Annotated in this window: 23 protein-coding genes; 15 read left to right on the forward strand and 8 right to left on the reverse strand. The window is 71.1% G+C overall.

From position 1 onward, the window contains the following. The first annotated feature begins 66 nt into the window (after nucleotides 1-66). Entirely contained in the window at nucleotides 67-723 is a 657-nt protein-coding gene (locus tag QFZ76_RS35025) for a trimeric intracellular cation channel family protein (RefSeq protein ID WP_307677441.1), read from the forward strand. On the opposite strand, the gene QFZ76_RS35030 is transcribed toward QFZ76_RS35025, so the two are convergent. Then, nucleotides 632-1825: an esterase family protein gene (locus tag QFZ76_RS35030; RefSeq protein ID WP_307677442.1), complete on the reverse strand. Its 1194-nt coding sequence runs from the start codon at nucleotides 1823-1825 to the stop codon at nucleotides 632-634. The two genes, QFZ76_RS35025 and QFZ76_RS35030, sit on opposite strands and share 92 nt — an antisense overlap. Nucleotides 1826-1982: 157 nt before the next feature. On the opposite strand from QFZ76_RS35030, the gene QFZ76_RS35035 reads away from it, so the two are divergent. Both QFZ76_RS35035 and QFZ76_RS35040 read left to right on the forward strand, forming a co-directional pair. Beyond that, entirely contained in the window at nucleotides 1983-2834 is an 852-nt protein-coding gene (locus QFZ76_RS35035) for a thioesterase family protein (protein ID WP_307677443.1), read from the forward strand. Between the two features lie 69 nt (nucleotides 2835-2903). After that, nucleotides 2904-3878 (forward strand): YafY family protein, encoded by a 975-nt coding sequence (locus QFZ76_RS35040; RefSeq protein WP_307677444.1) that lies wholly within the window; start codon nucleotides 2904-2906, stop codon nucleotides 3876-3878. 34 nt (nucleotides 3879-3912) lie between these two features. Here the strand turns inward: QFZ76_RS35040 and QFZ76_RS35045 are convergent, their stop codons facing one another. Beyond that, nucleotides 3913-4539 carry a TetR family transcriptional regulator gene (locus QFZ76_RS35045; RefSeq protein WP_307677445.1) on the reverse strand — a complete coding sequence of 209 codons (627 nt, stop codon included), beginning with the start codon at nucleotides 4537-4539 and terminating at the stop codon, nucleotides 3913-3915. 146 nt (nucleotides 4540-4685) lie between these two features. On the opposite strand from QFZ76_RS35045, the gene QFZ76_RS35050 reads away from it, so the two are divergent. From QFZ76_RS35050 to QFZ76_RS35060, 3 genes are all read left to right on the forward strand, one after another. Then, the gene (locus QFZ76_RS35050) at nucleotides 4686-4850 is read left to right on the forward strand and encodes a hypothetical protein (RefSeq protein WP_307677446.1); all 165 of its coding nucleotides are present in this window, start codon (nucleotides 4686-4688) and stop codon (nucleotides 4848-4850) included. A gap of 63 nt (nucleotides 4851-4913) precedes the next feature. Continuing rightward, nucleotides 4914-5180: a DUF4190 domain-containing protein gene (locus QFZ76_RS35055; RefSeq protein ID WP_307677447.1), complete on the forward strand. Its 267-nt coding sequence runs from the start codon at nucleotides 4914-4916 to the stop codon at nucleotides 5178-5180. 75 nt (nucleotides 5181-5255) lie between these two features. Then, nucleotides 5256-6425, forward strand: a complete 1170-nt coding sequence (locus QFZ76_RS35060) for a cysteine desulfurase family protein (protein ID WP_307677448.1) — start codon at nucleotides 5256-5258, stop codon at nucleotides 6423-6425. 30 nt (nucleotides 6426-6455) lie between these two features. Here the strand turns inward: QFZ76_RS35060 and QFZ76_RS35065 are convergent, their stop codons facing one another. Then, a complete protein-coding gene (locus QFZ76_RS35065; protein ID WP_307677449.1) occupies nucleotides 6456-7124 on the reverse strand; it encodes an N-acetylmuramoyl-L-alanine amidase in 669 nt (222 codons plus the stop codon). A 60-nt stretch (nucleotides 7125-7184) separates the two neighbouring features. Between QFZ76_RS35065 and mnmA the strand changes: the two genes are divergently transcribed. From mnmA to QFZ76_RS35080, 3 genes are all read left to right on the forward strand, one after another. Then, a complete protein-coding gene (gene mnmA / locus QFZ76_RS35070) occupies nucleotides 7185-8315 on the forward strand; it encodes a tRNA 2-thiouridine(34) synthase MnmA (RefSeq protein ID WP_307677450.1) in 1131 nt (376 codons plus the stop codon). Nucleotides 8316-8568: 253 nt separating this feature from the next. Beyond that, nucleotides 8569-9711 carry an ATP/GTP-binding protein gene (locus tag QFZ76_RS35075; protein WP_307677451.1) on the forward strand — a complete coding sequence of 381 codons (1143 nt, stop codon included), beginning with the start codon at nucleotides 8569-8571 and terminating at the stop codon, nucleotides 9709-9711. A gap of 174 nt (nucleotides 9712-9885) precedes the next feature. Next, nucleotides 9886-10122 carry a M48 family metallopeptidase gene (locus QFZ76_RS35080; protein ID WP_307677452.1) on the forward strand — a complete coding sequence of 79 codons (237 nt, stop codon included), beginning with the start codon at nucleotides 9886-9888 and terminating at the stop codon, nucleotides 10120-10122. 25 nt (nucleotides 10123-10147) lie between these two features. On the opposite strand, the gene QFZ76_RS35085 is transcribed toward QFZ76_RS35080, so the two are convergent. From QFZ76_RS35085 to QFZ76_RS35105, 5 genes are all read right to left on the reverse strand, one after another. Beyond that, nucleotides 10148-11911 (reverse strand): glycosyltransferase family 39 protein, encoded by a 1764-nt coding sequence (locus QFZ76_RS35085; RefSeq protein WP_307677453.1) that lies wholly within the window; start codon nucleotides 11909-11911, stop codon nucleotides 10148-10150. Between the two features lie 11 nt (nucleotides 11912-11922). After that, nucleotides 11923-12942 carry a glycoside hydrolase family 26 protein gene (locus QFZ76_RS35090; protein WP_307677454.1) on the reverse strand — a complete coding sequence of 340 codons (1020 nt, stop codon included), beginning with the start codon at nucleotides 12940-12942 and terminating at the stop codon, nucleotides 11923-11925. Next, complete coding sequence (locus tag QFZ76_RS35095) at nucleotides 12939-14564, reverse strand: cellulose synthase catalytic subunit (protein ID WP_307677455.1); 1626 nt, start codon at nucleotides 14562-14564, stop codon at nucleotides 12939-12941. Before QFZ76_RS35095 ends, QFZ76_RS35090 begins: the two co-directional genes overlap by 4 nt. A gap of 89 nt (nucleotides 14565-14653) precedes the next feature. Continuing rightward, complete coding sequence (locus QFZ76_RS35100) at nucleotides 14654-15484, reverse strand: alpha/beta fold hydrolase (protein WP_307677456.1); 831 nt, start codon at nucleotides 15482-15484, stop codon at nucleotides 14654-14656. A gap of 73 nt (nucleotides 15485-15557) precedes the next feature. Further along, nucleotides 15558-15881 carry a DUF427 domain-containing protein gene (locus QFZ76_RS35105; protein ID WP_307677457.1) on the reverse strand — a complete coding sequence of 108 codons (324 nt, stop codon included), beginning with the start codon at nucleotides 15879-15881 and terminating at the stop codon, nucleotides 15558-15560. A 50-nt stretch (nucleotides 15882-15931) separates the two neighbouring features. On the opposite strand from QFZ76_RS35105, the gene QFZ76_RS35110 reads away from it, so the two are divergent. The 6 genes from QFZ76_RS35110 (at nucleotide 15932) to gatC (ending at nucleotide 23584) form a co-directional block, all read left to right on the forward strand. Beyond that, nucleotides 15932-16471 carry a TIGR00730 family Rossman fold protein gene (locus QFZ76_RS35110; protein WP_307677458.1) on the forward strand — a complete coding sequence of 180 codons (540 nt, stop codon included), beginning with the start codon at nucleotides 15932-15934 and terminating at the stop codon, nucleotides 16469-16471. Nucleotides 16472-16489: 18 nt separating this feature from the next. Beyond that, nucleotides 16490-17188, forward strand: coding sequence for an SDR family oxidoreductase (locus QFZ76_RS35115; protein WP_307677459.1), 699 nt, complete (start codon nucleotides 16490-16492; stop codon nucleotides 17186-17188). Between the two features lie 261 nt (nucleotides 17189-17449). Next, on the forward strand, nucleotides 17450-18451 hold the full coding sequence (locus QFZ76_RS35120; protein WP_307677460.1) for a methionine synthase: 1002 nt from the start codon (nucleotides 17450-17452) through the stop codon (nucleotides 18449-18451). Nucleotides 18452-18466: 15 nt separating this feature from the next. Then, nucleotides 18467-20659, forward strand: coding sequence for an NAD-dependent DNA ligase LigA (gene ligA, locus QFZ76_RS35125; RefSeq protein ID WP_307677461.1), 2193 nt, complete (start codon nucleotides 18467-18469; stop codon nucleotides 20657-20659). Nucleotides 20660-20938: 279 nt separating this feature from the next. Continuing rightward, on the forward strand, nucleotides 20939-23194 hold the full coding sequence (locus QFZ76_RS35130; protein WP_307677462.1) for a bifunctional diguanylate cyclase/phosphodiesterase: 2256 nt from the start codon (nucleotides 20939-20941) through the stop codon (nucleotides 23192-23194). Nucleotides 23195-23287: 93 nt separating this feature from the next. Further along, nucleotides 23288-23584 carry an Asp-tRNA(Asn)/Glu-tRNA(Gln) amidotransferase subunit GatC gene (gene gatC / locus QFZ76_RS35135; RefSeq protein WP_007384860.1) on the forward strand — a complete coding sequence of 99 codons (297 nt, stop codon included), beginning with the start codon at nucleotides 23288-23290 and terminating at the stop codon, nucleotides 23582-23584. Nucleotides 23585-23589 lie beyond the last annotated feature (5 nt).

The following is a 23589-nucleotide window of genomic DNA, read 5'->3' on the forward strand; positions in this document are numbered from 1 at the left end:
GCCCGATCAGCGAGCCCCCGCCTTCGTTTGGAAGGCGGGGGCTCGCTGTCGGGTAAGAATGTAGGGGTGCTTCAGCAACTGTTCAGCCCGTCCGTCCAGCACACGCTCGACCTGATCGGCATCTTCGTCTTCGCCATCTCCGGCGCCCTGCTGGCCGTGCGCAAGAACTTCGACGTCTTCGGCATCGCCGTCCTCGCCGAGGTCACCGCGCTGGGCGGCGGGCTGTTCCGCGACCTGATCATCGGGGCCGTACCGCCCGCCGCCTTCACGGACCTCGGGTACTTCACCACCCCGCTGCTCGCCGCCCTCCTGGTCTTCTTCCTGCACCCGCACGTGGAGCGCATCCAGGCCGGCGTGAACGTCTTCGACGCGGCCGGCCTCGGCCTGTTCTGCGTCGCCGGCACGACGAAGGCCTACGAGTACGGCCTCGGCCTGGCCCAGTCGGCGGCCCTCGGCCTCGCCACCGCGGTCGGCGGCGGTGTGCTGCGGGACGTGCTCGCCAACGAGGTGCCCTCGCTGCTGCGCTGGGACCGCGACCTGTACGCGGTCCCGGCGATGGTCGGCGCCACCATGGTCGTCCTGTGCATCCACTACGACGCCCTCACCCCGCTCACCAGCGCGCTCGCGGTCGTCACCGCGTTCGTCCTGCGGCTGCTCGCGATGCGGTTCCACTGGCGAGCGCCGCGTGCGTGGAACCGGCGCTCGACCGTACGGGAGGAGTAGCGGTGCCGAGGCCCAGCTGTTCGGTCAGCCAGCGGAAGGCGGGCACCACCTGCGGTCGCCACAGCGCCATGGTGTGGCCGCCCGCGCTCTTCGGGATGTAGACGACGTGCACGCTCGTCGGCGCCTTCGCGATCTGTTCGAGGGCCACGGCGTCCTCGTAGCCGTCGTGCGGCTGGCCGGAGAGGTAGAGCGCGACCGGGGGCGGGGTGCGGGCCTCGCGGAGCAGCAGGTAGGGGTTGTTCGCGTTGCGCAGGACGGGGTTCTGCGCGGCCAGCGAGCTGCGTTCGCCGACGGGGTCGTTGTAGCCCGACAGGCTGACCGCGGCCCGGTAGCGGTCGGGGTGCGCGACGGCGAGCTTCGCCGCGCAGTGCGCGCCCGCGGAGTACCCGGCCACCGCCCAGCCCGCCGGTGCGGGTTCGGTGCGGAAGTTGTCCATGACCATGTTCGGCACGTCCACGCTGAGCCAGCTGTCCGCGTTCACCGTGCCCGTGATGTTGGCGCAGCCCGGGTCCACGCCGGCCAGCAGGTTGGTGCGCGGGGCGACCAGGATGAACGGCGCGACCTCGCCGCCCCGCATCAGTGGCCGCAGCTGTCTGTCGGCGTGCAGGGACGCGAACCAGGCCTTCGCCGAGCCGGGATAGCCCGACAGCAGCTCGACGACCGGGAACTTGTGGTGCCGGTAGGTGGGTCGGCTGTACTGGGGCGGCAGCCAGACGTAGACCTCGGCGTTCACGCCCGACACCCGGCCCTTGAGCTGGGTGACGCGCACGCCGTCGGTCTCCGTGAACCTCTGCCGGACCTTGGGCAGCCGGTCCAGCGCGATCCCGCCGGTTCCGTCGGTGCCCAGGTCGGCGGCCTGCTGGACGTGGTTGCCCGTGCCGAGGAGGTCACCCCAGTTGTCGTAGAGGCTGTTCTGGTTGTTGACCAGCACGAAGACCAGCGCGACCGCCGTGCCCTGCGCGAACACCAGCATCAGCACCCGGGCCGCGGCGCGCAGGGCCCGGGGTCCCCGCATCCGCGACCAGAGCGCGAGCGGCAGCGCGAGGGCGACGACGGCCAGCGCGATCAGCGTGTAGAGGAACGAAGTCCCGGTGAGGCTCATGTATCTGGAGAGGGACGGCGGCGGCCTCGGGTTTACGGACGAGTGGGGACACTTACCAGGAAATTGACCGTTTCTCACCTGGGGTGCGAGAGCCGGTGTCACGCGCCCGTAACGATGAAAGCTACCGCTTAGTAATTACCTGTTGTACCGTTCAGCCATGTCAGAAGCAGCTACCGTGCGCGCCGTCATCGGCGACAGCGAGTTCGACCGGGACACCGCGGTCACCCTGCGCGAACCCGGCGTCTACGACATCGACCTCTCCGCCGGCTGGACGATCATCAGTGCCGTCAACGGCGGCTATCTCCTGGCCGTCCTGGGCCGCGCGCTCGCGCACGCCCTGCCGCACGCCGACCCGTTCACCATCTCGGCGCACTACCTGACCGCGTCCCAGCCCGGCCCGGCGGTGGTCCGCACGGACGTCGTCCGCACCGGCCGCACGCTCTCCACCGGCCAGGCCTCCCTCTTCCAGTACGACGACCGGGGCCGCGAGGTCGAACGCATCCGCGTCCTCGCCTCCTACGGCGACCTGGACGCGCTGCCGGACGACGTCCGCACCGCGGCCGAGCCGCCCGCGATCCCGCCCGTGGAGCAGTGCTTCGGGCCGGACGACAGCCCGGCGCCGGTGCCCGGCAGCTCGGCGATCACCGACCGGCTGATGCTGAAGCTCGACCCCTCGACGCTGGGCTGGGCGCTCGGAGCGCCCTCCGGCAAGGGGGAGATGCGGGCCTGGTTCGGCCTCGCCGACGGCCGCGACCCCGACCCCTTCGCGCTGCTCCTGGCCGTCGACGCGCTGCCGCCGACCGCCTTCGAGATCGGCCTGTCCGGCTGGGTGCCCACGGTCGAACTGACGGTCCACGTCCGCTGCCGCCCGGCCCCGGGCCCGCTGCGCGTCGCGATCACCACCCGCAACCTCGCCGGCGGCTTCCTGGAGGAGGATGCCGAGGTGTGGGACAGCGCGGACCGGCTGGTCGCGCAGTCGCGGCAGCTGGCCAGGGTCAGGCTCGGCTGAGGTCCTCGGCCGGGAGGCCGCCGGGACCCTGAGGCCCTCGGTCCGGGCCCGGCCCTGGATCCTGGTGCGGTGAAGTCCGACCGCCTGCTGTCGATCCTGCTGCTCCTGCAGACCCGCGGCCGCGTCCCCGCGCCCGAACTCGCCGAGCGCCTCGAGGTGTCCGTACGCACCATCTACCGGGACGTCGAGGCCCTGTCCGCCTCCGGCGTCCCGGTCTACGCCGAACGCGGCCGGCACGGCGGCATCGAGCTGCTCGCCGGGTTCCGTACGGACGTCACAGGACTGACCGCCGACGAGTCCCGCGCGCTGTTCATCCTGGCCGCCCAGGGTGCGCACGCCGCGCTCGGGCTGGACGCGGCCCTCGGCTCGGCCCTGCGCAAGGTCATGGCGGCGCTGCCCGCCCCGCACCGCCCGGCCGCCGAGGTGACCTCCCGCCGCATCCTCGTCGACGCCACGCGCTGGAAGGACGGCCCGCGACAGGCGGTGGACCTGGAGACCTTGCAGGACGCGGTGTTCGCCGACCGCAGGCTGCGGCTGCGCTACCGGCACAGCGGCGCGCGGGACGTGCGGACGTACACCGTGGACCCGTACGGGCTGGTCGCCAAGGCGGGCGTCTGGTACCTGGTCGCCGACCGGCGCGGGGGGCCACGGCTCTTCCGAGCCGACCGGGTACGGTCGGCGACCGTCCTGGCAGAACCGGTCAGGCGCCGGCCCGACGTCGAACTCGCCGACGTCTGGGAGGTGTTGCGCCGGCAGGTCGAGGAGCGCCCCGGCGGACTCGACGTCACCGTACGTGTCCGCCGCGACCGCCTCGACCTGTTCCTGCGCATCAGCGCCTCGTCGCTGGTCGAACTCCCCGACGACGACGGCGAGAGCGCTTGGGTGACGGCCCGGCTGTCGTACGGCGTGCTCGGCGAGGCCCGTCAACTGCTGCAGTTCTCCGACCGGGTGGAGGTCCTCTCCCCGCCGGAAGTACGCGAGGAACTGGCTCGGGCGGCCGCCGCTGTCACGGACCTCTACCTCCCCGGCGTCGGGCAGGACTGAGTGCCCGCAGGGCCCCTGTGACCCCCGGCTCGGCTCAGTCCAGCCAGTGGTCACGGCCGATGCTGATCAGCCGCAGCTGCCGGGTCGCCACCTGGACCACCCGCTCGCGCTCCTCCGGCGAAGCCTCCAGCGTCTCCAGGAACAGTGAGGCGGTGATCAGCATCTGGTCGACGTACAGGTTGGCCAGCATGAGGAGGTCGTCCTCGCTCCAGCCCGCGGACTCGGGGTCCTTGGCCAGCTCGGCCTTCACCTCCTGGCCGAACCGCGCCAGTTGCTCGCGTATCGCCTCCCGCACCGGCTGGACTCCGCCGTGTCGCTCACGGGCGATAAAACGGACATGTGCGGGGTACACGTCCACATGGCCGGCGATCAACTGGACCGCGCGTGTGATGCGTTGGTCGTGGTCGTCCGCCCCGGACACCGTCGTCCGGATCATCGGGTGCAGGCTGCCCAGTGCCTCCTCGACCAGGGCCACGCCGAGATCCGCGGTGGAGCGGAAGTGCCGGTAGAAGGCCGTGGGGGCGACACCGACGGCACGGGTGACCTCGCGCAGGCCGAGACTGCTCAGGCTCTGCTCCTCCAGCAGTCCCAACGCGGCGTCCAGGAGCGCCTGTCGGGTCTTCTGCTTCTGTGCCTGCCGGACGCCGAGAATGTGACTCATACCATGCAGTTAACAACTGTTCTCTGGAATTGGAAAGCCGTGGGACGCGCTAGACTGGGAAGTCAGTGAACAACTGTACCTACAAGCGTTCACCGAAACGTAACGAGAGCGACTTGCGAGTTCTCTCGTCGGAGGGGGTTCCACCCATGCTGTTCCTCGTCGCCGCGTTCCTGCTGCTCGGTGTCGTCCTCGGCACCGTCGCCCACGCGCCGCTCGGCTTCTCCGCCGTCGCCGCCGTCGTGATCGCCGTCTGGCTCGGCATCTTCGCGATCCGTGAGCGCCACGGCCGCCGTCACGGCACCACCCACTGACCGGCCGTCCACCGACGACCGACCGTCCATACGACGCCCGCGACTTCCAGGAGCTGACCCGTCATGCAACTCACCGCACCGGCCACCCGCCGCACCGGCATCCGGGACGCCGACGGCATGGCCGTAGCGTCCTTCGTCCTCGGCCTGCTCGGACTCCTCGTCCTGAACCTCTTCCTCGGCCCGACCGCCATCGCCCTGGCAGCCGTCTCCCTGTGGCGCGGCACGACCCGCAAGGGCCGCGCGTACCTGGGCCTGGGCCTGGGCGTCGCCGACCTGCTGGTCCTGCTGGCGTTCATGCAGATGGACAACGCGGTGTCCTGGAGCATCTGACGCGGCGGCGGCCGGTCCGCCACCGTGGGGCGCCTCTCCGAGGCCACCAGCGAGGCCCGTAGAATCGGCGTCACCATGGCATACCTCGACCACGCCGCGACCACCCCGATGCTTCCCGAGGCAGTCGAGGCACTCACCGCGCACCTGAGCATCACCGGCAACGCCTCCTCCCTCCACGCATCCGGCCGCCGAGCCAGGCGGACCGTGGAGGAGGCCCGCGAGACCCTCGCGGAAGCGCTCGGCGCCCGCCCCAGCGAGGTCGTCTTCACCTCCGGCGGCACCGAGGCCGACAACCTCGCCGTCAAGGGCCTCTACTGGTCCCGCCGCGCCGCCGACCCGGCCCGCACCCGGGTCCTCGCGAGCCCCGTCGAGCACCACGCCGTCCTGGACGCCGTCCACTGGCTGGGCGAACACGAGGGCGCCACGGTCGAATACCTCCCCGTCGACGCCTACGGCCGAGTCCACCCCGACGCGCTGCGCGAGGCCATCGCCCGCAACCCCCACGACGTCGCCCTGGCCACCATCATGTGGGCGAACAACGAGATCGGCACGGTCCTGCCGATCCGCGAACTGGCCGAAACCGCCGCCGAGTTCGACGTCCCCCTGCACGCCGACGCCGTCCAGGCCTTCGGCCAGGTCCCCGTCGACTTCGCCGCCTCCGGCCTCGCCGCGATGACGGTCTCGGGCCACAAGATCGGCGGCCCGTACGGCATCGGCGCCCTGCTGCTCGGCCGCGAGCACACCCCCGTCCCCGTCCTGCACGGCGGCGGCCAGGAACGGCACGTCCGCTCCGGCACCCTCGACGTCCCCGCGGTCGCCTCCTTCGCGGTCGCCGGCCTCCTGGCCGCCGAGCAGCGCGAGTGGTTCGAGCGGGAGATCGGCACCCTGCGCGACAGCCTGGTCGACGAGGTCCGCAAGGCGGTCCCCGACGCCATCCTCGGCGGCGACCCGGCACCCGGCGGCCGCCTCCCCGCCAACGCCCACTTCACCTTCCCGGGCTGCGAGGGCGACTCCCTGCTGCTCCTGCTGGACGCCCAGGGCATCGAGTGCTCCACCGGCTCCGCCTGCACCGCGGGCGTCGCCCAGCCCAGCCACGTCCTCCTCGCCACCGGCACCGACCCCGACCTGGCCCGCGGCACCCTCCGGTTCTCGCTCGGCCACACCTCCACGGAGGCCGACGTCGAGGCGGTCGCCAAGGCGATCGGCCCGGCGGTGGAGCGGGCACGCGCGGCGGGACTGACGTAACACGCGCCGAGCGGTTCCGTCCGGGGCCGCTCAGGCCACCGCCGTACGGGCCTTCCGTACGAGCTTCATGTACCGGTCCCAGTCCCAGTGCTCCCCCGGGTCGGTGTGGTCCGTCCCCGGCACCTCGACGTGGCCGATGATGTGCTCGCGGTCGACCGGGATGTCGTAGCGGGCGCATATTCGGGCCGTGAGCCGGGCCGAGGACTCGTACATCTCGGCCGTGAAGTCCTGCGGCCGGTCGACGAAGCCCTCGTGCTCGATGCCGACACTGCGCTCGTTGTAGTCCCGGTTGCCCGCGTGGAACGCCACGTCCAGCTCGCGGATCATCTGCGCGACGGTGCCGTCCTGGCCCACGATGTAGTGCGCGGCCGCGCCGTGCCCCGGGTCCTGGAAGACCTTCACCGCGCTGTCGAAGCTGCCCTGGGTGACATGGATGACCACCAGATCCACGCCGTAGTCCTCGGGCCGGTCCGCGCGCCGCCAGTTCGCGTCCGACGCGGCCACCCAACGCGCGCCCGCGTAGTCGACCTCGCCCTCCTTGCGCGGCTTCTCCACGCCCGGTGTGCGCCACCACAGGCGCCCCAGCTCGTCACGGGCCAGCACGGCCGTGCCCGCCGCGGCCGCCGCTCCGCCGATCAGCAGGGCACGCCGGCCGATGTGCCGGTCGGCGTCCTTCTCGTTGGCTCGTCTCGCCCCCATGTGATCGTGAACGGATACTCGTGGGCTTCGGTTCCCGAGCGCCCTTACTCTTGAAGGGTTATGACTGACACCACGCAGCCCACCCGTCCTCTTCGCGTCCTTGCCGCCATGTCGGGCGGGGTCGATTCCGCCGTCGCCGCCGCCCGCGCGGCCGAGGCGGGGCACGACGTGACCGGCGTCCACCTCGCCCTCTCGGCGAACCCGCAATCGTTCCGCACGGGCGCGCGTGGCTGTTGCACCATCGAGGACTCCCGCGACGCCCGCCGTGCCGCCGACGTCATCGGCATCCCGTTCTACGTGTGGGACCTCGCCGACCGCTTCCGCGAGGACGTCGTCGAGGACTTCGTCGCCGAGTACGAGGCCGGCCGCACCCCGAACCCCTGCCTGCGCTGCAACGAGAAGATCAAGTTCGCCGCCCTGCTCGACAAGGCCCTCGCCCTCGGCTTCGACGCGGTCTGCACGGGCCACTACGCCCAGGTGATCGTCCGCGAGGACGGCACCCGCGAACTGCACCGCGCCTCCGACATGGCCAAGGACCAGTCGTACGTCCTCGGCGTCCTGGACGACCGGCAGCTCGCCCACGCCCTGTTCCCCCTCGGCGACACGGTGACGACGAAGGACGAGATCCGCGCCGAGGCCGAGCGCCGCGGGCTGGCGGTGGCCAAGAAGCCCGACTCGCACGACATCTGCTTCATCGCCGACGGCGACACCCAGGGCTTCCTCGCCTCCCGCCTCGGCAAGGCGGAGGGCGACATCGTCGACGAGTCGGGAGCCAGGCTCGGCAGCCACGAGGGCGCCTACGGCTTCACCATCGGCCAGCGCAAGGGCCTCAGGATCGGCACCCCGGCGCCCGACGGCAAGCCGCGCTACGTCCTGGACATCTCGCCGGTGAACAACACGGTGACGGTCGGCCCGGCCGACGCCCTGGACGTGAACGCGCTCACCGCCATCAAGCCCCGCTGGTGCGGCGCCGCCCCGACCGGCCCCGGCACCTACACCGCCCAGCTCCGCGCCCACGGCGGCGAGACCGAGGTGACGGCGGAGCTGGTCGACGGCGAGCTCCAGGTGCGCTTCACCGAGCCCGTCCGCGGCGTCGCCCCCGGCCAGGCGATCGTCCTCTACGACGGCACCCGAGTGGTGGGCTCGGCGACGATCGCGACGACGACACGCGCTGCCACGGCCATCGCCTAGACGATCTTCGGGGCTGGCCCCGGCCCCGCCGCCGTCATAGGCTTCCCCTGCGGATCGTCCGCAAGGGAACGAGAACGACGGGGCCGCCTTCCCGTCTGCCAGGACGTTGAGGGTGCTCCTCCGTTTTCGGGTGGCGAATCACCGCTCGATTCGTGCCGAGTGCGAGTTGTCGTTGATCGGCACCGAACTCAAAGAGGGCACTGCCCGGGACACCGGCATAGAGCATGATCACCGACCGGTTCCAGGGCTCCCCGTGCTGGATGTCTTCGGCGCCAACGCATCGGGCAAGACCAACCTGCTCAGTGCCATGACGGCCATGCGTGAGGCGGTACGCACCTCGTTCGCGGACTGGCCGAAGTCTCCCGGAGTGCCCCGTCAGCCCTTCAAACTGGACCGGGACAGCGCCGACGAGACGACTCTCTTCGAGGTGGACATCGTCCTGGGCAGCCACCGAAAGGTCCGCTACACCTACGGCTTCGAACTCTCCGACGAGCGCGTCGAGGCTGAATGGCTGCACGCCTACCCCGACGGGGAACGCCAGGTCTGGTTCGACCGGGAGGCGGACCGGCCGGATTCCGAAGGCCCCGAGTTCGTGTTCGAGGGCGACGGCTTCACCGGGAACCGCGAGGCTCTGGTGGGCTTCACACGGCCGGACGCGTTGTTCCTCTCCGCCGGAGCCACCCTCAACGATCCCCAGCTGTCGGCACTGCACCGCTGGTTCCTCGCCAATCTGTGGCTGGTGACGCCGGGTGAGGACATCACGGGGCGTACGACGTTCACACAGCGGATGCTCACCGAGAAGACCGCTAAGAACAAGAAAAACGCGTACCGGGAGCGGATCCTCCAGCTCCTCGCCATCGCCGATCTGGGCATCACCGGCATCGACATCGACCCTGAGTCAGGAGGCATCCGGCTCAGGCACCGCACCCCGGACGGTGGCGACGTCCCGCTGGACTTCCTGCGCGAGGAATCGTTCGGCACGCACGCGTGGTTCGCCTTCCTCGGTCCGATGCTCACGGTACTGGACAACGGGACGACGCTTCTGGTCGACGAACTCGAGTCCAGCCTGCACCCCACCCTGGCCGCAGAGGTCGTACGAATCTTCCAGGACCCCAAGGCCAACCCGAACGACGCCCAGTTGATCTTCACCACGCATGACGCCACCCTGCTCGGCAGCGCGGTCCTCGACCGCCCGCTCGACCGCGAGCAGGTGTGGATCGCGGCGAAGGAACGCTCCGGGGCGACCGGCTTCTATCCGGTGACCGCCGCCCACCCGGCGGAGGACGAAGATCTGGAGAGCGGATATCTGCGCGGCCGCTACGGCGGCGTACCGCGCGTCGGCGCGGGGGCGATCGCTCGTGAACTGTCCTGGCAGGAGGCGAAGGAAACAGCGTGAGCAGGCGGGGCGGACAGCAGCAGGGCAGCGGCGACGGCAGCGCGGGAGGGGCAGGAGGAGCGGAAGCGCGGCGCAAGCGTACGTCGCACGTGGTAGTCGGTGGGTGGCCGCCCGTACGGCGCCTTTGGCGGCGAGAGAACGGGGGCCACCCCTGGAAGAGTCGCCGTACGGGACTTGGGGGAGCGTTGGGGCGCCTGCGAGCCGGATGGGAGCATCGCCGTCCACTGGGCGCTGATGCAGTTGCCTCCCGCCCTGGTGGACCTGGTCCTCGTCCATGAGTTGACGCACCTGACGGTTCCCGCCCACGGGACGGCGTTCCGACGCCGGATGAGGCTGGTGCTCGAAGACCTCGAAGAGCTGGAACACCGATTCGCGCAGGCGGAGCCCGAGCCGTGGCGCGGGGCCGTGTGAGAGCCGGTCGAGCTATCGCGCGAACCTACGACCCGCCGCCCTGCGGCGCCCACAGCTCGAACCGGCTGGTGCCCCAGGCCGTGGCATAGGGAACCGTGCCGATGAGGCGGTAGCCGGTGGAGTGGACCAGGCCGTCGCGGACGGTGGTGCTCTGGCCGGTCGGGTTGCCGCGGTCGAGCACAATGAGCGTGAAGTGCCGCTCGGCCACGGCGGCCCGGAAACCGGCCGCGCCGGTCAGATGGTGCCCGGAACGGGTCGTGTAGTCGATCGTGTAGGTGGAGTTCCACTGGCGGTACGAGGTGTCCCGCCCCAGCTCGTAGACCGGCACCTCGTAGGTGTCGGCGAGGTAGCGGCCGTGCGCGTCGATGTACGGGCGCAGGGCGGACACCAGAGAGCTGGAGTCCGGCCACGCGTGATAGTTGGCGTATGCCTGTGACATGCCGTTGGAGAGCAGCAGCACGCCCAGGAAGATCGCCCACTGCGGGTACTTGAAGTGCGGGCCCATCAGGCGGGTGACGCCGACACCGGCGAGCGGCGCGGCGAAGAACAGCCCGTAGCCGATGTGCTTGTGCAGCGAGACCTCGGTGTGCAGGTGCAGCTGGTAGGCGGGCGCGAGCAGGGCCGTGCCGACCAGCACCAGGCCGAGCGCGGCCCGCCAGCGGGCCCCCGGCAGTGCTCCGCGCCAGCCGGGCATCTCGCTCATGCGGCCGCTGCGGACGTACGAGACCGTCCCCAGGCAGGCCACGGCGACGGCCAGGCCGCCCCAGCGGGCGCAGTCGCGCAGGATCTGCGAGGCGGGCGTGGTCCCCACGGCGCGGGCGGTGGTGGTGGACTGGATCGCCGACAGGTACCCGGAGGCGTACAGCCCCGCGACCAGCAGTGCGGCGGTGGCCACGGCCAGCAGCACGCCGCGCGCCAACGCCCGGGGCAGACCGCGCCGTTGGTACGCGGTCAGCACACCGAGCAGCACGAGAGTGGGCACATACAGCGCGGAGGCGTACTTGACCGCCACGGCGAGCGCGGCGACCGGGGCGGCGAGCAGGGTGAGCAGCGGGTGCGATCCCGCGGTGCGTACGACGATCCAGGCCGCCAGCGCCAGCAGGAACAGGGCGAGGGCGTCGTACGTGGCGAAGTTGCCCATGAACGCCGTGGACTGGGCGATGGCGAACACGCCGGCCGCGCACAGTCCCGCGCGCTCGTTGAACAGCCGGCGCGTCATCGCGTACAGCAGGGACGTGCAGCCCAGCATGCAGGCGAGGCTCAGCGCGCGGGCCCCGGCCAGCCCGAACACGGAGTCGACGGCGGCCGCCAGGACGGGGTAGAGGACGGGCGCACCGGAGAAGTAGCTGTCGAAGCCGCCGTAGAGCTTCGTCCCATGCAGGAGGTGGCCGAGCTCGGCGTGACCGGCGAACAGGTAGAGGGCCTCGTCCTCGAAGGCCGTGTTCTGCAGGCGCAGCGACAGCGCGGTCTGCACCAGCAGCAGGCCGAGCAGGACGAGCCGGCTGACCCACATCCGGCGTGAGCTCGCGGCGGCGGACCAGCCGGAGTCGGGGACGGGGCGCAGCGTGTAGCCGGAGGACGTCGCCCGGAGCACGCGCAGCTGCATCGTCTCCGCGACCCGGGACCGGGCTTTCGGATGCGCCACGGGCAGCTGCATGGTGACGTCGGGCGCCTTCCCGAACCAGCTCTCCTCGCGCGCGGGCGGATGGAACTCGTAGCCGGGATCCGGATCCGGCTCGGGGACGTCGACCGGTGGTTCGGGCGGAGTCGTGGTGGTGTGCTGCTCCATCTACGGCCCCTCTAAGGTTTCCGGACGTCGAAGCCGAAGGAGTCGTCGGCCGCCGCCTTGCGGAACGCGGCCAGCGACAACGGGCCGCTGTCGATGCGCCAGTCGGCCTCCTTCTTGAGGTTGAACCAGATCAGCCCCAGCACGTCGTCCCGCGCCCGGACGCCCGCGAACAGGTCGGCGATCTCGCCGGGTTTGCGCTCCCCGGCCTCGACGCCGGTCTCCGCGACGATGAACGGCTTGCGGCTGAAGCGGCGGATCTCGGTCAGGGTCGGCCCGAACAGGGTGCGGAAGGAGGTCGGGCCGCTCAGGGTGTAGTAGCCGACGACGCCGATCCAGTCCACGTAGGCGTCGCCCGGGTAGTACGGCTCGAGCCGGACGTCCGGGACCGGGTTGATCACGTTCGGGCTCCACACCCAGATGACGTCGGCGGCGCCCTCGTCCGTGAACAGGTCGTGGATGTGCCGCCACGCGCGCGCGAAGTCGGCGGCCTTGGTCTTCCGGCTGCCCCAGGGGTACCAGCCGCCGTTCATCTCGTGCCCGAAGCTCAGCGCGAGCGGCCGGTTGTAGTCGCGTACGGCGTCGGCGAACTCACGGATGTACGTGTCGTCCTGGCCGGCGGCGATCTGTGCGGCCGTACGGGAGAAGGGTTCCCAGACCAGGAAGGGCAGTTGGCCGTGGTCCCACACGGCACGGTTGACCTCGGACTGGAACGGGTCGCCCCATTTCGCGTAGTACTCCCGCAGGTTGGGCCGCTTCCCCGCCTTCTCGGTGAAGGCGGTCAGGGGCGCGGTCGCGCGGGGTGAGCCGTTGACGGCGACGCCGAGATATTTGTGGTCCGGGTTCAGCAGCGGGCGTATGTCGTACGGCGGTTCGGTGCTCTGCGTCTGGGTCTGCTTGTCCTCCTGGGCCGCCGCGGCCGGGGAGACCTGCGGGGCGGGCGGTGCGCAGGCGCCGACGGTGGCCGCCAACAGACAGCCGACAAGGGCGAGGAGCAGGCGGCGCGGGCGGCGAGAGCGGCGCGGTGTGGTCATGCGGCGGCCACCTCGGCGCGCGGCTGGATGAGGGCGCGGGCGACCGCGACGCCGTAGAACAGGCCGGACGCGAGCATCAGGTCGTAGTCGGACGGGCTGAGCGAGGTGCTCATGCGCCACACCGCCACCGCGATCCAGGCCACGGCCGACATCCCGCTCCAGGCCCACAGACCGATCCACAGGCGGCGCGTCTTGCTGCCCTTGGCCCCGCCCGCTCCGGTCGGCGTCCAGCCCATCGGGCGGCGGCGAACGGTGTCCCAGATGGCGAAGGCGTGCGCCCAGCCGTACAGGATGCGGGTGGCCCAGGCCTCCAGGCGGTAGGGGTTGCGGTGCCAGATGGGGTAGACGACGGTCAGGTAGATGACACTGGGGAGCACCAGGCCGATGTTCGCCAGCTTCAGCTGCTCGGGCGCCGCCAGCATGATCGTCAGGGCGATGAGCGGACCGCTGAAGGTCAGCAGTCCGGTCTCGATGTAGTAGAGGAATCCGGACAGATAGCACAGCCGGCTCACCAAGCGCATCTTCGTGCGCCAGAACTCCCCGCTGCCCAGCATCGCGAGCGAGGCCATGCACCAGCGGTACTGCTGGCTGTAGAAGGCGCCCACGGTGTCCGGGCACACCCCGGTGGACAGCGCGAGCGGCACGTACGTCAGGTCCCAGCCGCGGGCCCGCAGCTCGAAGCCGGTGTACATGTCCTCGGAGTGCTCGACCAGGCTCATGCCGCCGATCTCCGCCAGCGCGCCGCGCCGGTAGACCGCGCAGGAGCCGACGCAGATCGAGCCGTCGCTCTTCTGCCGGGAGACCTGGACGCTGCGGTAGAACAGCTCCTGCACGGCCGCCGCCCCCCGCTCGATCCAGTTCTGCTGGTCCAGGACCCGGAAGAACTGCGGCGACTGCACGATCCCGGTGCGCGGCTCGCGGTCCATGTACGGCAGCAGCTCGTGCAGCAGGTCCGCGCGGGGGGCGAAGTCGGCGTCGAGGATGAGGATGAACTCGCCCGAGGAGCGCTCGAAGCCGTGGCGCAGGTTGCCCGCCTTCTTCATCCATCCCCGGTTGGGGCGCACCAGGTACCGGAAGCCGAAGTCGGCCGCCATCGAGCCGATCTCCGCGTCGTCGGAGTCGTCCAGCACGATCGGGGTGACCTTCCCCGGGTAGCGCTCGGCCAGGGTGCGCACATGGAGCCAGGTGTTGTGCAGGACCTCGATGGGCTCCCCGCACACCGGCAGGAAGACATCGACGTCCGGGTACCGCTCCGGCTGCCACGCCTTGACCAGGCGGCGGTGCCCGCGCAGGTCGAAACTCGGGGTGAAGGAGTCCAGCCGGAGCGAGATCAGATAGCTCACGACGGACAGCAGCAGGAGCGGGACGTACGCCCAGATCCACACGCTGGTCGCCGCCGCCCGCACCTGGCTGATCACCAGGCACACGAACCCGACGGCGGACGAGAGGGTCAGCACCCAGACGTGCCGCCGGACGTACGAGACCTTCTCCTGGTCGTCGGGCGGGGCCGGCAGCAGCCCAGGATGCACATGGCCGGAAACAGCCTTGCGGGAGTCGGCCCGGCGGCGGCGCTGGGGGACCGCCGGTCTGCCGCCGTCGGGCAGGGTGTGCGCGGTGTTCATGGGACGTGCTCTCCACGGGCGAGCCGGAATGCCGGGGGGACAAGGAGGCTCGTCGCCGGAAGCGCGAGTTGATGGTGAAGCTTATGTGACTATTTCTGGTCAGTGGGTTTCGGGTTCATCAATTCTTGGCCGGGTTGTGCGGCCGACGAGAAAAATTCCGCCAGCACCGGCGCGAGGACGCTCGGATCCGCCGTGTGAGTCTGGCCCTCCAGGCTCCGGTACGTCCCCTGGGGTGCGGTTTCGGCCACGGCCCGGGCGGCCTCGCGCATCCACGCGGGGCTCGCGCCGCCCGCGACGGACAGCACCGGGACGGTGATCGAGGCGAGTCGCTCCGTGGGCACCAGCCCGCCGCCCATCACGGCGTCGTCGTGGGCAAGGCTCGGCGCGATGGCCTCCATGCCGGGCCACATGGGGGACTGCCGGGCGCCCTGGATCATCTCCTCGGCCAGTCCGGTGAGCCTCAGGAACAGCTCGACGGCGTCCCCGCGCCGGCCCTGGGCGAGCGCCTCGGTCAGCCGCTCGGTGTACTCGGTGCGCTGCTTCGTGGCGCCCTCGTGGACGGCGTACGGCACCTCGTACACGGCCACGCCGCGCAACGGCAGCCCGCTCGCCGCCGCGTGCAGCGCCAGCGCGCCGCCCGACGAGATGCCGTACAGCGCCGCCTCGCCGCCCACCGCCTCGACCAGGGCCGCGATGTCCTCGACCTCACGCTCCACCGCGTACGGGGCCGTGTCGCCGCTCTCGCCGCGGCCCCGGCGGTCGTACACGACGACGCCGAAACGGTCCGAGAGCGCGGCGGCCAGCGGACGCATCGTGGCGCCCGTCGACATCGCGCCGCTCACCAGCACGACCGCGGGGCCTTGTCCGGTGCGTTCGTACGCGAGGGGCGTGCCGTCGCGCGAAAGGGTCTTCTTGTCCATGCCTGTCAAGACTGCCGGAAAGCACCGGATTAATCGGTCACAACACTGCCGCTCGGCGCACACTGCTACCCGGTCACAGCACTTCCACCTCGTAGAAGCAGAAATGGTCCTTGATCCGGGCGACGTCGGGCTTCGGGTCGGGATACGCCCACACCAGGTCCGCCGCGTCCGGCAGCGACCAGTAGGAGGCGGTGCCCTTGAACGGGCAGTAGGTGTGCGTCTCGGAGGGCTTCAACAGGTCGAGCCGTACGTCCTCCGGCGGGATGTAGTACCGCACCGGACAGCCCGTCTCCCGCAGGAGAAGGGGCCGCTCGGTCTCCGCCAGCACCTGGTCTCCGTGGAGGACCCGTACGCGCTGCGTGCCCTGCTCGATGGTGATCGTGTGTCCTTCGGCCATACCGGAACAGCGCTCGCGGGCCGCCGGTTCTTCCCGCGTACGGTGGCTTCATGCGAATCTGCGTCTTCCTTTCCGCGGCCGACCTCGACGAGCGATACACCCGCCCCGCACGGGAGTTCGCGAAGCTGATCGGCAAAGGTGGGCACACGCTGGTCTGGGGCGGCTCCGACGTCGGGCTGATGAAAGTGGTCGCCGACGGGGTGCAGGAGGCGGGCGGCCGGCTCCTGGGCGTCTCCGTGGACTTCCTGGCGGCCAAGGCCCGACAGGGAGCCGACGAGATGGTCGTCGCGCGCGACCTGGCCGAGCGGAAGAAGCTCCTCCTGGAGAAGGCCGACGCGGTCGTCATCATGGTCGGCGGTACCGGCACGCTCGACGAGGCGACCGAGATCCTGGAACTGAAGAAGCACGGCCACACCGACAAGCCGGTCGTGCTCCTCAACACCGCGGGTTTCTACGACGGCCTCAAGGAACAGTTCCGCCGTATGGAGGACGAGGGGTTCCTGCCACGCCCGCTGACCGACCTGGTGTTCTTCGCCGAGGAGCCGGTGGGGGCACTGGCGTACCTGGAGGAGAGCCGGGGCGTCGAATGAGGCGGGCCTGATGCGAGCATGGCGGGCATGGCTACTCATGTGATCACCGGAGCCGGGTCCGGCATCGGCGCGGCCGTGGCCCGCCGTCTGCACGCGCGCGGGGACGATCTCGTGCTGCACGCGCGCGACGCGGGCCGCGCGAAGGAACTGGCGGCTCAGTTCCCCGGCGCGCGGACGCTGGTCGGTGACCTGGCGGACCCCGACAAGCTGTCCTGGGCCTTCTCGCACCAGTCGCTTCCCGACCGCGTGGACTCCCTGCTCCACATCGCCGGCGTCGTCGACCTCGGCCCGGTGGGCGACCTCACGCCCAAGTCCTGGCGCCACCAGCTCAACGTCAACCTCGTCGCGCCCGCCGAGCTGACCCGCCACTTCCTGCCCCAACTCCGCGCCGCCCGCGGTCACGTGGTCTTCGTGAACTCCGGGGCCGGCCTGAACGCCCACGCCGACTGGTCCGCGTACGCGGCGTCGAAGCACGGCCTGAAGGCCCTGGCGGACGCGCTGCGCCACGAGGAACACGCGAACGGCGTCCGCGTCACCTCGGTGTATCCCGGCCGCACGGCAAGCCCCATGCAGGCCAAGGTCCACCAGCAGGAGGGCAAGGAGTACGACCCCTCGCAGTGGATCGACCCGGAGTCGGTCGCGACGACGATCCTGCTGGCGATCGACCTCCCCAGGGACGCGGAAATCAACGACCTGACGGTCCGCCCGGGCCGCTGACGGCTCACGACCGTGGGGTTCGCCCCTGGGGGCTCCGCCTCCAGACCCCCGGCCCATGCCCACCCACCACCCGACGCGGTCGGTTAAGTGGGCAACCTTTCAAGCAAGCGAGTCGGGTGGTGGGTGGGCAAAGGCCCGGGGGTTCCAGGGGGCGGAGCCCCCTGGGGACGGGACGGGACGGGAAGGGGCGGCGGGGGCGAGAAACCACCAGGCCAGCACCGTAGACACGCCGCACCAGGCGACCTACGTAGGCTTCACCACGTGAACGCAATCCCCACCTTCGCCCCCGCCACCGGCATCGGCTCCCTCCCCGGCGGTGACGCCAGGGAGGCCGCCAGGACAGCCACCGGCTCCTTCGAGGACTTCCCCTTCCTTCCAGAGCTCCCCGCCCGCGGCCCCGGCGCGGACATGATCGGCCGGACCGCCGGAATGCTCGTCGAGCTGTACGCGCGCGTGGAGCCCAGCGGCTGGCGGCTCGGCGACCACCCGGGGCGGGACACCAAGCGAGCCCGGTCGTGGCTCGTCCAAGACCTCGACGCACTGGAGGAGTTCACCCAGGGCTACGAGGGACAGCTGAAGGTGCAGGCCGTGGGACCGTGGACCCTCGCCGCGGCCCTCGAGCTGAGGAACGGCGAGGCCGTCCTCTCCGACCCCGGCGCCTACCGCGACCTCGCGGGCTCGCTCGCCGAGGGCCTGCGGGAGCATCTCGCGGACGTGCGACGCCGGGTCCCCGGCGCCCAGATCGTGCTGCAGCTCGACGAACCGTCCCTCATCGCCGTACTGCGCGGCCAGGTGAGGACGGCCAGCGGCTACCGCACGTACCGCACTCCCGACCGCCAGCTCGTCGAGTCCACGCTCCGGAACATCATCGGAGTTCACGGCGGCGGCCCGGTCGTGGTCCACTCGTGCGCAACGGACGTCCCCTTCGCCCTGCTGCGCCGGGCGGGCGCGGCCGCGGTCTCCTTCGACTTCTCGCTCCTCACCGAGCGTGACGACGACGCGATCGGCGAGGCGGTGGAGGGCGGCACCCGGCTCTTCGCCGGTGTCGTGCCGGGCACGGACGGCCCATTGTCAGACCCTGCCGGTAGCGTCATGGGTGTCAGGACGCTGTGGCGCAGGCTGGGGCTGCATCCGGGGCTTCTCGGGGAGGCGGTCACGGTGACACCGTCGTGCGGACTCGCGGGGGCGTCCCCCGCGTATGCGCGCGAGGCCCTCGCCCACTGCGCCCGGGCGGCGAGATCCCTCGCGGACAACCCAGAGTAACGGGAGGACAACACGGTGGCCGGCGAAAAGCAAGCGGAGACGACGGTGCCAGACGAGGCACGGGAGAAGCACGCGCAGCTCGCTGAGCAGATCGAGGAGCACCGCTTCCGGTACTACGTGAACGACGCTCCGGTCGTCAGCGACGCGGAGTTCGACAAGCTCCTGCGCACCCTGGAGGCGCTGGAGGAGGAGCACCCCGAGCTGCGCACGCCGAACTCGCCGACCCAGAAGGTCGCGGGGGCGTACGAGACGGAGTTCACGGCGGTCCAGCACCGCTCCCGCATGCTCTCGCTCGACAACGCCTTCAGCGACGAGGAGCTCGCCGCCTGGGCCGAGCGCGTCGCCAAGGACGTGGGCGCCCCCGACTACCACCTGCTGTGCGAGCTCAAGGTCGACGGCCTCGCCGTCAACCTCACGTATGAGCACGGCCGGCTCACGCGCGCGGCGACCCGAGGCGACGGCCGCACCGGCGAGGACATCACGCCCAACGTCCGTACGATCGCGGAGATCCCGGACCGTCTGAAGGGCGACCGCGTCCCGGACCTCGTCGAGATCCGTGGCGAGGTCTACTTCCCGATGGAGAAGTTCCAGGAGCTCAACGCCCGCCTGGTCGAGGCCGGCGACAAGCCCTTCGCCAACCCGCGCAACGCGGCGGCCGGTTCACTGCGCCAGAAGGACCCGCGCGTCACCGCCACCCGCCCCCTCCACATGGTGGTGCACGGCATCGGAGTCCTGGAGGGCTTCGACGGCATGACCCGCCTCTCCCAGGGCTACGACCTCCTGAAGACCTGGGGCCTGCCCACCTCCGGGCACAACAAGGTGGTCGACGGCCTCGACGGCGTACGGGAGTTCATCGCGTACTACGGCGAGAACCGGCACTCCGTGGAGCACGAGATCGACGGAGTCGTCGTCAAGCTCGACGAGATCCCGCTCCAGGGGCGTCTGGGCTCCACCTCGCGCGCTCCGCGCTGGGCGATCGCATACAAGTACGCGCCGGAAGAGGTGAACACCAAGCTCATCAACATCCGCGTGGGCGTGGGCCGTACGGGCCGGGTCACGCCGTACGCCCAGGTCGAACCGGTCACGGTCGCGGGCTCCGAGGTCGAGTTCGCCACCCTGCACAACCAGGAGGTCGTCAAGGCCAAGGGTGTCCTCATCGGGGACACGGTGGTGCTGCGCAAGGCCGGTGACGTCATCCCGGAGATCCTCGGCCCGGTCGTCGACCTGCGCGACGGCAGCGAGAAGCCCTTCGTCATGCCGTCGAAGTGCCCCGAGTGCGGCACCCCGCTGAGGCCGATGAAGGAAGGCGACATCGACCTCCGCTGCCCGAACGCCCGCACCTGCCCCGCCCAGTTGCGGGAGCGTCTGTTCTATCTCGCGGGCCGCAAGTCGCTGGACATCGAGCACTTCGGGTATGTGGCCGCGGCCGCCCTCACCAAGCCGCTGGAGCCCGAGGAGCCGCCGCTGACCGACGAGGGCGACCTTTTCGACCTGACCATCGAGCAACTGCTGCCGATCAAGGCGTACGTCCTCGACCAGGACAGCGGTCTGCCCAAGCGGGACCCGAAGACCGGCGAGGAGAAGGTCGCCACCGTCTTCGCCAACCAGCAGGGCGAGCCGAAGAAGAACGCGCTCGCCATGCTCGAGAACATCGCGGCCGCGAAGCAGCGCCCCCTCGCCCGCGTCCTGACCGGCCTGTCGATCCGCCATGTCGGCCCGGTCGCCGCCGAGGCACTGGCCCGCGAGTTCCGCTCCGTCGACCGCATCGAGCAGGCCTCCGAGGAGGAGCTGGCGGGCACCGACGGCGTCGGCCCGATCATCGCGAAATCACTCAAAGAGTGGTTCTCCGAAGAGTGGCATCAGGAGATCCTCCGCAAATGGAAGGCCGCCGGCGTCCGGATGGAGGAGGAGGGCTCGGGCGGGGACGAGGGGCCGCGTCCGCTCGAAGGGCTCACCCTCGTCGTGACCGGCACACTCGAGCACTTCACCCGGGACGGCGCCAAGGAGGCGTTGCAAATTCGTGGCGCGAAAGTGACCAGTTCTGTTTCGAAGAAGACGTCTTTCGTGGTTGTGGGTGACAATCCAGGTTCGAAGTACGACAAGGCGATGCAGCTCAAGGTGCCCGTTCTGAACGAGGACGGCTTCAACGTCCTGCTGGAACAGGGCCCGGAGGCGGCGGCCGAAGTCGCGCTTCCGGCCCAGGAGTAGCGAGGTGCAGCGGTTGAAGGCCACCCGATCGGCGCATACCAGATGCATACGGGTGGCCGGGGCGCATTCGGGCAACCGTCGACGACCGGTGCCCGTGGAAGCCTTCTGCGGCCTACTGTTGAGACATGCGCCTGCCGTGCCCAGCTGCGGTCGGGGCATCCCTTTGCTCTTGAAGAGCCTTCAGGAGCGGTGGGAAGGGTTTTCCAACGCGGCACCGCCGAGGGTGGTCGAGGCGAGGGCCGCGTGGCGTGGGCACCGCCGGCTGTGAGAGGGACGGGAATGGAACCGAGCGAGAGCGCCGCCCCGGACTCACGGCTGCGCCTGCGCCGGATGGTCGGCGCATGGCGGGAGATCCGGCGGGCCGCGCGGCCCGCGGAGCGTCCGGGCACGGAGGGGCACGCCGCCGGACAGTACCCGGCCGGACCCTACACGCAGACCGACGGCCCGGGCGCCCACCACCACACCGCCGACCGCGCGTCCGGACTGTCGGACACCGAGGCGGAACGACACCTGTCCTGGCCCGCGCTGCCCGCGGCGGTCGTCGCGGCGGCCGGGTTCGTCCTGGGAGCCGGCTTCTACCGGGCCTTCACGGACGGCCACGCGCTCTTCCCGTCCGGCACCGTCGGCTGGTCGCTGGCCGTGCTCACCGGCGTCATCGTCGGCCACCTGGTCGCACTGGGCCGCGCCCGTTGGTGGGGCGGCACCGGCTCGGGCGCTGCCCTGACCCTCGCCGTCCTGCTGCTGTACGGCTGGGTGGCCGCCGGACTGGTCAGCCTCACCGTCGTCCTGCTGGTCGGCGTGGCCCGCCGCGGCCGCTGGCGCCAGGGCGTCATGTACGGCGCGGTCGACATCCTCGGCATCGGCGCCGGAGCCCTGCTGCTGCGCGCCTTCGGCCGGGTGCCGTCCGTCGAGCACCCCTGGAACCCCGACACCTGGACCGTCTACACCGCCCCCGAGGTCGTGCTGGTCGCGGGCGCCTACCTCGCGGTCACCCGCACCCTGGGCTGGTATCTGCACGCCCCGCGCTCCGGCGGCCTGCCCACCGTCGCCCGCACCGCCCTGGTCAGACAGGGCCTGCTCGCGGTCGCGCTGCTCGGCATCGCGCCCCTGGTCTGCGTGGTCGCCGCCGCGAAGCCCATCCTGCTGCCGCTGTTCGCCATCCCTCTCGTCGCCCTCGACTCCACGCTGTGGATAGCCCGGGCCCGGGCGGAGGAGCAGCTGCGCGATCCGCTGACCGGGCTTCCCAACCGCCAGTGGCTGCTGGAGCGCATCTGGACGGCCCTGGACGACGCCGAGCGCATCGGCGCCCGCTCCGCCCTGATGCTGATCGACCTGGACCGCTTCCGGTCGGTCAACGACACGCTGGGTCACCTCGCCGGTGACCGGCTGCTCCTCCAGATAGCCGACCGGCTCCGGCTGGCGCTGCCGCGCGGTGCGGAGGCCGCACGGCTCGGCGGGGACGAGTTCGCCGTGTTACTGCCGGTCGCCGACTCCACGACCTCCGTGGCCCGGCTCGCCCGCGGCCTCGTCGCCGCCCTCAGCTCCCCGCTCGACCTCGACGGACTCACCCTCGTCCTGGAGGCCAGCGCCGGAGTCGCCGTCTTCCCCGACCACGCCCCCGACGCCGAGGGGCTGCTGCGCCGGGCGGACGTGGCGATGTACCAGGCGAAGCGGGACCGTACGGGCGTCGAGGTCTACGAGTCCAAGCGGGACTCCAACACCCCGGACCGGCTCGGACTGCTGGGCGATCTGCGCCGGGCTCTCGACGCGCGCGAGGTCGAGCTGCACTACCAGCCCAAGGTCCGCTTCGACGGACAGGTGGCCGGCCTCGAGGCCCTGGTCCGCTGGGTGCACCCCGAGCGCGGCAAGGTGCCGCCGGACGAGTTCATCGCCATCGCCGAGTCGTCCGGCCTGATGCCCCACCTCACCGAATACGTCCTGGACACGGCCCTCGCCCAGGTCGCCGAGTGGCGCTCACAGGGGCTGTTCGTCCCGGTGGCGGTCAATGTCTCCCCGCGCGACGTCCACACGCCCGGCTTCGCCGGCTCGGTGGCCGCCCGGCTGGCCCGCCACGGCGTCCCGGCGGGAGCGCTCCAACTGGAGATAACGGAGCATGTGCTCCTGGAGGACCCGCAGCGTGCCGCCGACACCCTCGCCGCGCTGACCGGCCACGGCGTGAAGATGTCCCTGGACGACTTCGGCACCGGCTACTCCTCGCTGGTGCACCTGCGCCGGCTGCCCGTCAGCGAGCTGAAGATCGACCGTTCCTTCGTCGCCCGGCTGGCCGTCGACACCGAGGACGCGGAGATCGTGCGCTGCACGGTCGACCTCGCGCACTCGCTCGGCCTCCTCGTCGTCGCGGAGGGCGTCGAGGACGACGAGACCTGGGAGCGGCTGCGGGACATGGGCTGTGACGCCGTACAGGGCTGGCTGGTCGCGGCCGCGATGCCGCCGGAGGAGACGACGGCATGGCTGCGGGCGCGGGGGTCGCGGGGCTGGCAGCGGCCGCGGGCGGCCCTGCCGGCCGCGGAGTGATCTTCGGCATCGGGGAAACCGTTTAACGGGCAGGGGGCGGTGCCCCATAGGATTGGCCCCAAACCACACACACTCACCCCAGAGGATCGCTGCATGCCTGGCATCACGCGCGAGGAGGTCGCCCACCTCGCACGGCTGGCGCGTCTGGAGCTGAAGCCCGAAGAGCTCGAGCACTTCGCGGGACAGCTGGACGACATCATCGGCGCGGTCGCCCGCGTCAGTGAGGTCGCCGACCAAGACGTACCGCCGACCTCGCACCCGCTCCCGCTGACGAACGTCATGCGCGCGGACGAGGTCCGTCCGTCGCTCACCCCCGAGCAGGCGCTCTCCGGCGCCCCGGCCCAGGAGCAGCAGCGTTTCAAGGTGCCGCAGATCCTGGGGGAGGACTAACCGCC

This window comes from Streptomyces sp. V4I2, from assembly GCF_030817655.1.
GTDB lineage: Bacteria > Actinomycetota > Actinomycetes > Streptomycetales > Streptomycetaceae > Streptomyces > Streptomyces plumbiresistens.